Annotated in this window: 9 protein-coding genes; 1 reads left to right on the plus strand and 8 read right to left on the minus strand. The window is 60.6% G+C overall.

Annotated elements, in window-relative coordinates; all coding sequences use genetic code 11:
- Window positions 1–112: 112 nt before the first annotated feature.
- Window positions 113–1,150, plus strand: coding sequence for an aldo/keto reductase (locus I2G20_RS11275; protein WP_196259821.1), 1,038 nt, complete (start codon window positions 113–115; stop codon window positions 1,148–1,150).
- Here the strand turns inward: I2G20_RS11275 and I2G20_RS11280 are convergent.
- The 8 genes from I2G20_RS11280 to I2G20_RS11315 form a co-directional block, all read right to left on the minus strand.
- Window positions 1,147–2,373, minus strand: a complete 1,227-nt coding sequence (locus tag I2G20_RS11280) for an O-antigen ligase family protein (protein ID WP_196259822.1) — start codon at window positions 2,371–2,373, stop codon at window positions 1,147–1,149. The two genes, I2G20_RS11275 and I2G20_RS11280, sit on opposite strands and share 4 nt — an antisense overlap.
- Complete coding sequence (locus tag I2G20_RS11285; protein WP_196259823.1) at window positions 2,370–3,572, minus strand: hypothetical protein; 1,203 nt, start codon at window positions 3,570–3,572, stop codon at window positions 2,370–2,372. Before I2G20_RS11285 ends, I2G20_RS11280 begins: the two co-directional genes overlap by 4 nt.
- An 11-nt stretch (window positions 3,573–3,583) precedes the next feature.
- The gene (locus I2G20_RS11290) at window positions 3,584–4,456 is read right to left on the minus strand and encodes a hypothetical protein (protein ID WP_196259824.1); all 873 of its coding nucleotides are present in this window, start codon (window positions 4,454–4,456) and stop codon (window positions 3,584–3,586) included.
- A 313-nt stretch (window positions 4,457–4,769) separates the two neighbouring features.
- Entirely contained in the window at window positions 4,770–7,190 is a 2,421-nt protein-coding gene (gene pheT, locus I2G20_RS11295; protein WP_196259825.1) for a phenylalanine--tRNA ligase subunit beta, read from the minus strand.
- A gap of 33 nt (window positions 7,191–7,223) precedes the next feature.
- Complete coding sequence (gene pheS, locus I2G20_RS11300) at window positions 7,224–8,345, minus strand: phenylalanine--tRNA ligase subunit alpha (RefSeq protein WP_196259826.1); 1,122 nt, start codon at window positions 8,343–8,345, stop codon at window positions 7,224–7,226.
- A 125-nt stretch (window positions 8,346–8,470) separates the two neighbouring features.
- Window positions 8,471–8,872, minus strand: coding sequence for a 50S ribosomal protein L20 (rplT, locus tag I2G20_RS11305; RefSeq protein ID WP_196259827.1), 402 nt, complete (start codon window positions 8,870–8,872; stop codon window positions 8,471–8,473).
- 15 nt (window positions 8,873–8,887) lie between these two features.
- On the minus strand, window positions 8,888–9,088 hold the full coding sequence (gene rpmI, locus I2G20_RS11310; RefSeq protein ID WP_196259828.1) for a 50S ribosomal protein L35: 201 nt from the start codon (window positions 9,086–9,088) through the stop codon (window positions 8,888–8,890).
- Window positions 9,089–9,254: 166 nt separating this feature from the next.
- Window positions 9,255–11,495: a methyl-accepting chemotaxis protein gene (locus I2G20_RS11315; RefSeq protein ID WP_246473041.1), complete on the minus strand. Its 2,241-nt coding sequence runs from the start codon at window positions 11,493–11,495 to the stop codon at window positions 9,255–9,257.
- Window positions 11,496–11,625 lie beyond the last annotated feature (130 nt).

An 11,625-nucleotide genomic window follows, 5' to 3' on the forward strand; every position in this document is an offset into this window, starting at 1 on the left:
CTTAAGGGCAAGCGCGGCGGACTTGCGCGAAGCGTCGCAGGCTGGCTAGTATCGCGCGAGTCCCTATCCGCCGTGCCATCTGTGCGGAACCAATCGTCGTCAGGAGAGAGAAATGACCTATCGTGCGAACCAGGCGCGCTACGAGAGCATGGAATATCGCCCTTCGGGGCGCTCGGGGCTCAAGCTCCCCGTGGTTTCCCTGGGACTTTGGCAGAATTTCGGAGGGAGCCGGGATTATCCCTCCGCGTTCGAAATACTCGGCTACGCGTTCGACCAGGGCATTACCCATTTCGACCTTGCCAATAATTACGGCCCGCCTCCGGGTTCGTCCGAAGAGCTGTTCGGGCAGGTGCTGGCGCGCGATTTCCGGCCCTATCGGGACGAGATGATCATTTCGACCAAGGCGGGTTACCTGATGTGGCCGGGACCCTATGGTGAATTCGGGTCGAAAAAATACCTCATCTCGAGCCTTGACCAGTCGCTCAAGCGCATGGCTCTCGATTATGTCGACATCTTCTATTCCCATCGCTTCGACCCCGAGACCCCGCTCGAGGAGACGATGGGGGCTCTTGCGCAGGTGGTAAAGCAGGGCAAGGCGCTCTATGTGGGCATTTCTTCCTACCCCGAAAAGGAAACGCGCGAAGCGCACCGCATTCTCAAGGATATGGGCGTTCCGCTGACCATCCATCAGCCCTCCTATTCGATCCTCAACCGCTGGATCGAAGACGACAGGACGATCGACGCCTGTGGCGACCTCGGCATCGGCATCATTGCCTTTTCGCCGCTGACGCAGGGCGTGCTTTCGGGAAAATATAGCGCCGGAGTCGCGGGCAACACCCGGGCGGAAAACCCCGGTGGGTCGTTGCGGCCCAGCCATCTCGAACCACGGGTTGTCGAGGCGGTCGACAAGCTCCGCCCCATTGCCGAGGCGCGCGGACAATCGATGGTGCAGCTTGCCCTCTCCTGGGTCCTGCGCCGTAAGGAAATGACCTCGGCTCTGATCGGCGTGCGGACGCTCGATCAGCTCAAGGACAATCTCGGGGTGCTCGGCAACCTGGCGCTCTCGGACGAGGAAATCGCCGCAATCGACAAGGCGACCGAGGGCGGACGGATCGAACTGCATCCCAGACCGAGCGGGTGGCTGCGCTAGCCAGACCTTCCGTCCTTTGTAGGAGGTACGTCCCGGCAGTAGCCGATGGCGATCGCGGCCAGCGTAACGTAAAGGGTCGTGTGATATTCGAACCCGAAGAGGAGATAGGTGAGCCCGAAAATCCCATATCCGGTGGAGAGCATGGCACAGACCGTCATCCGAACGTGATATTGGCTGTCGCGCGGGGAAAACGCCGCGCCCAGCAAAGGGGCCAGCAGCATCAATAGATGCGCGAGGAGTCCTACGCTGCCATTGGCTACGGCCACATCGACAGGATCGCTATGGAGATGCCGGTGCTCGCGCCTCAGGACTCTGGAGTCTGGGTCGAGGTAGGGCGTAATGGCGGGGAACTTGCGCTCCCAGCCATGCCCGAATACCGGCGCATCCAGGAAGGCACGCCACGCAGCCGTATACATATCTACCCTCTGACCTGCCGAATTCTCCAGCACGTCGCCGGTTTTTGCTAGCTGGGAAACATTTTTTGAGATCGTGGCGACCCGGTCGAACGTTTTCGGGGCCAGAACCAAAACCGCGCCGAGACTCCCCAAGGCCAAGATGGCCGCTAGACTGATACTTACCCACGGCCGGCGTGTCCAAGCGACGAGCAGGATAACGCAAAGCACCGGGACCGCGAGCAGGGGCCCGCGCGAAGTTGTCATCAGCGCGACGATTGTACCCAGCGCCGGCCCAAGCAGGAAGGCCAAACGCCAGCGTGATGCCCTATGGAATATCCCGGTCCCTGCAATGAACCCGGTAATGATGGCGGTGTGAGCGAACGCGATGGTGTCGATCTCGATTCCTTCGGGCCGTCTGACACCGAAACCGAACTTCTGAACGATGGCCCAGCACGCCAGCACCGCAGTCCCAAACAGGGCGATGGTACACAACCTCACGTGGTTGCGTTCCCCCGCACCGCCGGCAAGGATGACCGAGAGAGGCGCATAGAGCACAAGGGGTAAGTAATTTAAAACATAAATGAGATCGCCAACGACAACGGCGGAACCGGCAAACGAAACCCCGAAAAGCACGAAGGCGACAGCGAGCAGGCGTGCAGCGAGATCGCCCTTCAACCATGGACGTTGCCGGGTGGCAACAAGTGCAAGCGCACCACAGACCAGGCCGATTAGGAGAACGTAGATGGTCAAGGCGCCAAACAATCCCGCAAGAATGCAGGCAGCAGCGAGGACGAAATATCGATAGGCCACTGGCCAGGACATCGTCATGAATTCCGGCTCCTCGACAGGACAGCATCGAGGATGGCGTCTTTGTCGATATGTGCCGCCAACCTGGCATTCATCGCCGAATCGAATTCCATAAAGCTCTCGTCGGGCTGCACCGGCGCCGCTCGCTCAACCTTCCAGTTTGTATTTATTCCCTTGAAATGCCAGAAGAAAACGTCTGCGGACTGGTGTTTGCTGCCGTGCGGCCGGTTTTCGATCCAGTGCATATAGGGGTGCACTTCTAAGTTGCCGAACCAGTTGCGGCGCGGATCAATGACCCATTTGCGCGCCTTGCAGATCCTAGCCGGTGCGTCCTTGAGACGGTAGGGGAAGTCTCCGTGTAGATAGGGCGGACGCGCGTGGGGGGCAACCGCGGGCTCCACCCATCGGCCTTGCATGGTGACCAGCCCGAAGGCGCTACGCGCCGCAATCGAGTAAATGCTTTCGCCGGTCGGGGTTTCGATCAATTCGTCAATATCGGCGTTGAGCATTCCCTCCGCAGCCCCGGCAATCCGGCGCAGCACCAGTCCCATGGCCGAAACCTGCAGGAACTGCGTCCAGTAGGGGTTGAAGATCACTGCCCGATCGATCGCGCCATAGACGTAGGGCCAGCGAAAAATGACGAAGTCATCTATCCCTTCGATTTCCGAGAGGGTGCGTGCGATATGATCCGGCTCATAGGTCGATCCATTGTCGAAAAACACGATCGCATCCGTACCGTGACGCCGCGCATGATACTGCGCCCAAGCCGCGATCCATTCGACGGGATTGTCCTTGCTCATGGTGAACAGCAGACGGCGACCCCGGAACCGTTCCACGAGGCTGGGCTGCACCGGCATCTCGAAGGCGATGCCGGCGAAATCAACCGCTATGGCATCCGTGCCCGCTGGAACATCATCGAGCGCGGTGATCATGGTGGAAAGGGACGGAAAGAAGCGTGCATATAGAGGCGTATTGCTCGGCTTTGCCCAAAATCGCGCGGAGCGGAAATGACGGCCGAGATTGAGCGGGGGCGGGCCGACCAGCAGCACACGGCGAGGCTCGGCCGCAAAAAATGCGTCGTAGAATAAAATTCTGTCCTCGAACCGTTCTGCGAAGCTGTCGGGGCGCTGCCGCCATCCCCAACGTGGTTTGCGTCGCAATTGGCCATCTTGAGGAAGCGAGGCCGGCGAGCTTTCTGGGAATATGTCGGATACGGACATGCCGCTCGCCTTCATCCCTTATTGCTCCCGGCGCAAAATCTCGCAATCTCGGCATCGAGATCGACAAGCCGTCTATGCCTTGTCGGGTCTAGAAGTTCGGTGCGCCGACGGCTGGATTTCCAGTTGGTATTGATGGCCTTGAAGTGCCAGAAAGGGAGCTTGGGCGCTCGGCGTCCCCACGATTTCGGGATGCCATATAGTCTGTGCACGCTCGGCATTACCTGCATATCCGCGCACCAATCGCGGGAGGGATCGAGGGCCCATTTGCTGGCGCAAACGGCCTTGAGCGCGTTTTTATCCCGGTAGCGATAAGCCAAGTGCCCCGTATCGCCATCTTCAGTCGCTCCAACCACACATTCAACCCAGGTCCCCTTGCATGTGACCAAGCCGTTGGGGCTGGATAAGGCCCGGTCGTAGGCGCTGGCGCCACCCTCGTTGCCGATCAGTTCGTCGATGTCGCAATTGACGATGGCGGCGGCGCGCCGCGCCAGACGGCGAAACAGCATGGTATAGCTCGAGACCTGCAGGAAATTCGCCCAATAACGATGGAAAACGACCGCCGGGTCGTGGGGTCCATAACGATAGGGCCAACTGACGACACAAACCAAGTCGATCCCATCTATCTCCGAGATGAGGTCTTCGAGCGCCTGCGTATCATAGACCGTGGAACCGTTGTCGAAGATCACGATTGCGTTGGTGCCATGCATAGCGGCGTACCACCGCGCCCAGGTGGAAATCCATCCCAGATCATTGTCCTTGTTCATCGTGAACAGCAGACGCCGCCCGGCAAATACATCGCAGTGATTTGGCTGTACGGTCAGGACGTGCCGTTGCCCCGCAATCGTGAACTCCAGCGATTGTGTGCCAGCGGGTGCTCCGGACACTATGGTTACCATCGTGGATCGAGCCGGTCGAAGTGACAGCGAAACGCGTTTCCCCGATGGTATAGCCCGAACGATTGCCCTCCTATATTCTTTGAGCAGATTCCGTGGGGGTGGGCTTACGAGAACAATGTCCTGCCCATCCTCGTGCCAAAAACAATCATAGAATAGCGCACGGTCCTCGAATTGGGCCCAGTACTCGGGTGGCCGCTTGCGCTTGGGTGCTCGCGGGAGACGGCGCAACTCGCCTTCCTCCGACAGGAAAGCCGAAGAATGGTCGAGTCTGACCACCCGTGCCCTTTGCGCTTCCCGGGTATCACCCACGCAAGACACCCCCGGTGGCCTTCTCGACCGCCGCGACGACCTTTCCGCCAACCGCCTCGATCTCCTCGTCGGTCAGCGTTTTATCGCGGGGCTGGAGAGTCACTTCGATGGCCACCGATTTCTTGCCCTCCCCGACATGGGCGCCGGTGAAGACATCGAAAATCGTCACGTCACCGATAAGCGTCTTGTCGGCCCCGCGTGCAGCCCGGAGGATCGCGGCGGCTTCGACGCTCTCGTCGACCACGAAGGCAAAATCGCGGCTGACCGCCATAAGCTGCGAAATTTCCAGCGCCGGCTTCGAGCGCGTGGGCTTTTTTCTGGGCTCGGGCAGCGCATCGAGATCGAGCTCGAACGCCACGACTGGACCATCGAGATCAAATTTCGAAATGAGCGAAGGATGAAGTTCTCCGAACCATCCAAGGATGACCTTAGGCCCGAGCTGGATACGGCCGCCGCGGCCCGGGTGGCTCCAGGAAGCAGGTTCGGCAACGATTTGCAGCTTTTCAATGTCGGCGCCCAGCGCATCGAGCACGGCGGCAAGATCGGCCTTGGCATCGAAAACCGAGACCGGCTGGGGCTTTTCCTGCCAATGGCGACCAGCGCCGTTAATCCCGGCAGTTGCCGTGCGGATGCCAGTTGCGTAGGTGCGCTGACCCTCCGGCAAATCGGAAAGGAAAACCTGCCCCACCTCGAACAGCGCGACATCGGCATGACCCCGGTTCTGGTTGCGCATCGCGCCCGAGAGCAGGCCGGGCAGCAACGAGGGGCGCATGTCGGTCATATCGGAAGCGATGGCATTGGCGAGCTTTAGTTCCGGCTTGCCGCCGCCGAAGCTCTCGGCCAGATCGGCAGAAATGAACGACCAGGTGATGGCCTCGCCCAGCCCTCGCGCGGCAAGCGCGCGGCGTGCAAGGCGGCGGCGGTTCTGAATGGTGGTGAGAATGCGAGGGGCCACATGAGCCAGTCGCGGAAGTGGCTCGACCGGCACGTTGTCGATGCCGACCATGCGCATGACTTCCTCGACGAGATCGGCCTTTTGCGTCACGTCGGGTCGCCACGAAGGCACCTTGACGTGGCGGGTTGCGCCCGTGCCGGTCATTTCGAAGCCGAGGCGCGCAAGGATTTCGCCGATGCGTTCGGCCGAAACGTCAAGACCCGTGAGGCGCCTGGTTTCCGACAGCGGAAACTCGATTTTCGTATCGGGGAAGACGTCCTCGCCTGAAATGGCGGGCTCCATCGGCTCGCCGCCGCAAAGCTCGAGGACGAGGCGGGTGGCGAGTTCCATGCCGGGCTCGGTCAGCGCAGGATCGACGGAGCGCTCGAGGCGATAGCGCGCGTCCGAAATAATGCCGGTCTTGCGGCCTGTCTGGGCGATGAGATCGGGGTCCCAGCTCGCGCATTCCATGAAGACGTTGATGGTTTCATCGGTGACGCCAGACCGGATGCCGCCCATGACGCCACCCAGGCACAGCGGTCCCTTGTCGTCGGCAATGACGGTCATCGACTCGTCGAGCGTATAGATCCTGTTGTCGAGCGCATCGAAGGTTTCACCATGCGCGTTGCGCAGCACCATTTCGCCTTCGACCTTGTCGGCGTCATAGGCATGGAGCGGCCGGCCCCATCCCAACGAAACGAGATTGGTGATGTCGACGACGGTATTGATGGGTCGCAGGCCGACCGCGCGCAGGCGTTGCTGCAACCAATCGGGAGAGGGACCATTTCCGATACCCTTGATATAGCGCCCGGCGAACTTGCGGATCGCCTTTGGTTCACCTTCGGCAAACCGGTGCGGGAGCGGGGGAATAGGGCTCGGGCCTTTGGACGGCACCGGCGAAAAATCGGTCTGCTTGAGTGTACCAAGTCCGAAGGCGGCAAGATCGCGCGCGATGCCGTAAACCCCGGTTGCATCACCTCGGTTGGGGGTGATGGACACATCGATCACCACTTCGTCTATGCCCGCATAATCGGGATAGGAGACGCCGATGGGAGCATCGTCGGGCAATTCGATGATGCCTTCGTGATCGTTAGAGATTTCGAGCTCGGCGGCCGAACACAGCATCCCGTTCGACACCTGACCCCGGATATTGCCCTTGCCGATGGTGATATCCTTGCCCGGAATATACGTCCCGGCAAAGGCAAAGACCGATTTCAATCCCGTACGCGCATTGGGCGCGCCGCAGACGACATCGATCAACTCGCCCGTGCCCGCATCGACCTTGCAGACGCGGAGCTTGTCGGCATTGGGGTGCTGCTCGGCGGAAACCACGTGAGCGGTGACGAAGCTCTTTAGTCGCGCCGCTGCATCGGCAACGCCTTCGACCTCGAGCCCGATCATGGTGAGCGTTTCGACGACTTCGTCGACGCTCGCAGCGGTTTCGAGATGTTCCTTGAGCCAGGAGAACGTGAATTTCATTGTGTTCGGTACCCTTTTGTCTGGCTCAACGCATCAACTCGACAGACCGCCGAACAAGGTCGGCAGATCGAAGGGGCGGAAGCCGTAGTGGTCGATCCAGCGCTTGTCGGCGTCAAAGAACGCCCGCAAATCCGGCATGCCGTATTTGAGCATGGCGATGCGGTCGATCCCCATGCCCCAGGCAAAGCCCTGATAGACGTCGGGGTCGAGCCCCGCATTGCGGATGACATTGGGATGGACCATGCCGCAGCCCAGAATCTCGAGCCAGTCGCTCCCCTGTCCGATCTTGACCTCATTGCCCGAGCGGTCGCACTGGACGTCGACTTCCATCGAGGGCTCGGTGAAGGGGAAGAAGGAGGGGCGGAAGCGCAGCTTGACGCTTTCGACTTCGAAGAAGGCCTTCAAGAACTCCTCGAGCACCCAGCGGAGCTGGCCTATATGGCTCGACTTGTCGATGACCAGCCCCTCGACCTGATGGAACATCGGCGTGTGGGTCTGGTCACTGTCGTTGCGATAGGTGCGGCCCGGCATGACGACACGGATGGGAGGATCGATGGGCGCGGTGAGATATGCCGCGCTCGGCGGCTCATTGGTCTTCTGCATCACCCTGATCTGGACAGGGGAGGTGTGCGTACGCAGGAGCTTGCGCGTCCCGTCTGCGCCAGGGCTGAAGAAGAAGGTGTCATGCATTTCCCGCGCAGGATGGCCTTCGGGAAAGTTCAGCGCGGTGAAATTGTAATAGTCTGTCTCGATGTCCGGGCCTTCTGCTATCGCAAACCCCATATCCGAGAAGATGGCGGTGATTTCGTCGATCACCTGACTGACCGGATGAATACGGCCGGCGGCCGCAGGTGCGGGGCGCAAGGGGAGCGTAATATCGACCTTCTCGGCGGCGAGGCGCTTTTCGAGGGCATAGGCTTCAAGCTCGGCGCGCCGGGCTTCGATCAGGACGGTGATCTCGTTCTTGAGCCCATTGATCGCTGGGCCCTTTTCCTTGCGCTCCTCGGGGGACATCTGCCCCAGGGTCGCCAGCAGCGCGGAAATCGAACCCTTTTTGCCCAGCGCGGAAACCCGTACGGCTTCGAGGGCCGCCTGAGTATCGGCATCGGCAATCGCCTTTTTGAGCGAAGCGGACATTGGAGCAAGGTCGGTCATTGGGTGAACCTGGAATCTCGGTGGTATTCGGTGCGAAGCGGTAACAAACGAAAAAGCCCCGCGCCACCCCTAAACGTGGGATGGTGCAAGGCTTTATGTTCCGGCCTCAGCTAAAGCTGGGAGCGTTAAGCGGAGACCCGCTGACGGGTCGTTGCTTCGATATCGCCCAGATAGGCGAGCGCACCCTTGGCCTTGGCAACGAGCGCCTCGAAAGCGGCAGGCTCGTGCACAGCCAGATCGGCAAGGACCTTACGGTCCACCGCGACCTCAGCCTTGCCGAGGCCGTCGATAAATCGGCCATAGGTCAGCCCGTGCTGGCGGACGGCGGCGTTGATGCGCTGGATCCAGAGCGCACGGAAATTGCGCTTCTTGGTCTTACGGTCGCGATAGGCGTACTGTGCGGCCTTCTCGACCGACTGCACCGCGGCGCGATAAGTCGTCGAGCGGCGGCCATAGTAACCCTTGGCGGCCTTGATAACCTTCTTGTGGCGGGCGTGGGCGGTGACGCCTCTTTTTACACGTGACATGTCATGGCTTCCTTATCAGCGGTCGTAGGGCATGTACTTCTTGACAATCTTGGCGTCCTGGTCCGAGAGGACCGAGGTGCCGCGATTGGAGCGGATGTACTTTGCATTGTGGCTGATGAGGCGGTGACGCTTGCCGGCCGCGCCAACGAGAACCTTGCCCGTCGCGGTGACCTTGAAACGCTTCTTGGCGCCCGATTTGGTCTTCATCTTCGGCATTTTGCTTTTCCTTGTTTATTCGGACCCGCAAGGCAAGCTCGGGGTCTTTTTCGCATTCTGGAACCGCCACGGCATGCCTTTTGGCCGGGCGGCCCGTTCAAGAACGCCGCGTTATAGGGGGGAGAAGGGAGAATGGCAAGAGGCTTGGGGCGGATCGCCCCACGTGTCAAGCTGCAGCCCTTCCCTCTTCGGCATCGGCATGGAGCTCGAGGATGAAGGTATCGGCGATGCGGTCGATTTCGCTGGCCTGACTTTCGGTCTGCTCGATTGCCGCGTTCGTTTCTTCGACCAGAGCGGCATTGTGCTGTGTCATCTCGTCGAGCTGGCGGACGGCCGCAGAAACCTCTTCGATTGCCGATGCTTGCTCACGGGAGGCCATCGAGATGGTTTTCATAAGTTCGGTATTCTCGGTTACGGCCTTGCGGATATCGAGCAGCGCAGTGGCGGCCTGGGCCACCAGTTTCGTGCCACTGCCGACCTCGTTGGCCGATTGTTCGATCAGCAACTTGACCTCGTTGGAAGCCTGCGCTGCTGACTGCGCCAGGCGCCGCACCTCAATGGCGACGACGGCAAAGCCCTTGCCCGCCTCCCCGGCTCGCGCCGCTTCCACCGACGCATTGAGGGCCAGAAGATTGGTCTGGAAAGCGATATCGTCGATCAACTTGATGATATCGGAGACCTTGGCCGAGGATGCGGTGATCTTTTCCATCGCAGCATTGGCCTCGCTCATCACCGCGCCGCCCTTGTCTGCAAGTTCGGCGGCAGCCCGGGTCTTGCCGAGGGCATCGCCGGCTGCCTCGGCATTGGCGAGAACCGTGCGAGAGAACTGTTCCATCGCGGCTGAAGTTTCTTCGATGGTTGCCGCCTGACGCGTGGTGCGGTCGGCAAGATCGTTGGAGCCGTGCAGAATTTCACTCGTTGCGGTCTTGAGGGCACGCGACGTTACCTGCAATTGCCCCACGATCGCGGCAAAGGTGTCGGCCATTGCGTTGGCATCCGACTTGAGCTTGGCAAAAGCGCCTTGATAATCCCCTTTCATGCGCCGGGTGAGATCAGCCCTTGCCATTGCTGCCAGAACTTCGCCGGTCTCCGAAACGCCGTTGTCGACAGTCTGCATCAAGGTGTCGACGCTGTCGGCCAGGTTCTGAAGCTCGGGATCGTCGTAATTGGCCGCAATGCGCACCGAAAAATCGCCGGCGACAGCCGAAGTGACCACCGCGCCCACGCGGGACTGGAGGTCGGCGCGCAAAGCGTTTTCCCTTGCATCGCGTTCGGCGGAAGCAGTTCTTTCGGCGTCCAGATCGCGCATGGCCTTCCCATTGTTGCGGAAGACGGCCAGAGCCTCGAGCATCGTGCCGATCTCATGGCCATAGCCGTCATCGAGCTCAAGGTCGAGGTCGCCCTGGGCGAGCCGGCGCATATGGTTGGCAATCGACTTGACGGCAGAAGACAGGCCGCGTCCGATGAGAAGGGCCAATCCGAACCCCGCGACCAGCGCAAGGAGGCCCGCGCCGAGCACGGTCCAGACGGTCGCGTCAGCGAGCGCTGCCCCTTCGGGCCCGAGCCGATCCTGCCGCTCGCGGATTGTCTGGAGCATTGCCCCGAACGCAACCTGCATTTGCGGGCCGAGAACATCGAGTTCCCCAGTCATGATACGGTTGCGCGCAAACATGGCCTCCGCCACATCTTCGGCCAGGGCCATATAGGTGTCGAGGTCGGCAATCATGCGATTGGCAGTAGCCTTCTGGGAATTGCCCAGCACTGCGTCGTGCAGCGAGCGGAGATTATCCTGCGCGGTGGCGCGATTGGCATGGGCGCTTTCGAGGACAGCGGGATCTGCCGTCAGAAGGAACCGCTCGACATCGAACTGGGTGAGGATGGTCGCCTGAACGGCGAAACCGGCTGCGCCCGTGGCGTTGAAGTTTCCGCTCACGGCGCGCAGGGCCGCGTTGGCATCAGCGCGCAACTTTTCCCCGATTGTCCGAAGCTCGACAATCTTTTCATCGACCTGGGTCTGTAACCCGGTCATCGCGACAAAAGCGGTTTGATAAGCGCTGGCCGAGGCGGAAAACTGTTCGAGCGCCGCAAGCCCTTGGGCATCATTTTCAAAGAGCGCCAGCACTTCGGGATCGCGCAGCATCAGCGTCTCGATACGGCTCGCCAGTTCGCTCGCTTTGCCGGCCGAGGTTTCCAGCCGGTAGTCGAGATCGGCGAGCCGCGTCGCGGACAGTGCTTCCACAAATTCCGAAACGGCCAAGGTTTGCCGCGCCGCCTGCCTGTAGTCGTTGAAGGTCTGCGAGATACCGTTCACGCCCAAATAGGCAAATACGACAATCGCCGCGAGGAGAGCCATCAAGGCGCCGAACCCCGCATAGATGCGCTGAGCGATACTGAGTCTCGAAAACATGGTCGTCCGGCCCCACAAACAGTTCGATCTCTCCCCGGCGTCATCAAAGGCGCGCGGCCGTTAAAGAACCCTCAATTTGGAGGCTGGCGGTGACGATTTTTGCCCATTGAATCGCCGACGAACGGAAGTG

The sequence above is a fragment of the Pelagibacterium limicola genome, assembly GCF_015694405.1.
In the GTDB taxonomy this organism is placed as follows: domain Bacteria; phylum Pseudomonadota; class Alphaproteobacteria; order Rhizobiales; family Devosiaceae; genus Pelagibacterium; species Pelagibacterium limicola.

Bases quoted from the DNA above. Each gene is read 5' to 3' on its own strand.
- rpmI (WP_196259828.1), bottom strand. From the start codon at position 9,088: ATGCCGAAGATGAAGACCAAATCGGGCGCCAAGAAGCGTTTCAAGGTC.
- I2G20_RS11315 (WP_246473041.1), bottom strand. From the start codon at position 11,495: ATGTTTTCGAGACTCAGTATCGCTCAGCGCATCTATGCGGGGTTCGGC.
- pheS (WP_196259826.1), bottom strand. From the start codon at position 8,345: ATGACCGACCTTGCTCCAATGTCCGCTTCGCTCAAAAAGGCGATTGCC.
- rplT (WP_196259827.1), bottom strand. From the start codon at position 8,872: ATGTCACGTGTAAAAAGAGGCGTCACCGCCCACGCCCGCCACAAGAAG.
- pheT (WP_196259825.1), bottom strand. From the start codon at position 7,190: ATGAAATTCACGTTCTCCTGGCTCAAGGAACATCTCGAAACCGCTGCG.
- I2G20_RS11275 (WP_196259821.1), top strand. From the start codon at position 113: ATGACCTATCGTGCGAACCAGGCGCGCTACGAGAGCATGGAATATCGC.
- I2G20_RS11285 (WP_196259823.1), bottom strand. From the start codon at position 3,572: ATGTCCGTATCCGACATATTCCCAGAAAGCTCGCCGGCCTCGCTTCCT.
- I2G20_RS11280 (WP_196259822.1), bottom strand. From the start codon at position 2,373: ATGACGATGTCCTGGCCAGTGGCCTATCGATATTTCGTCCTCGCTGCT.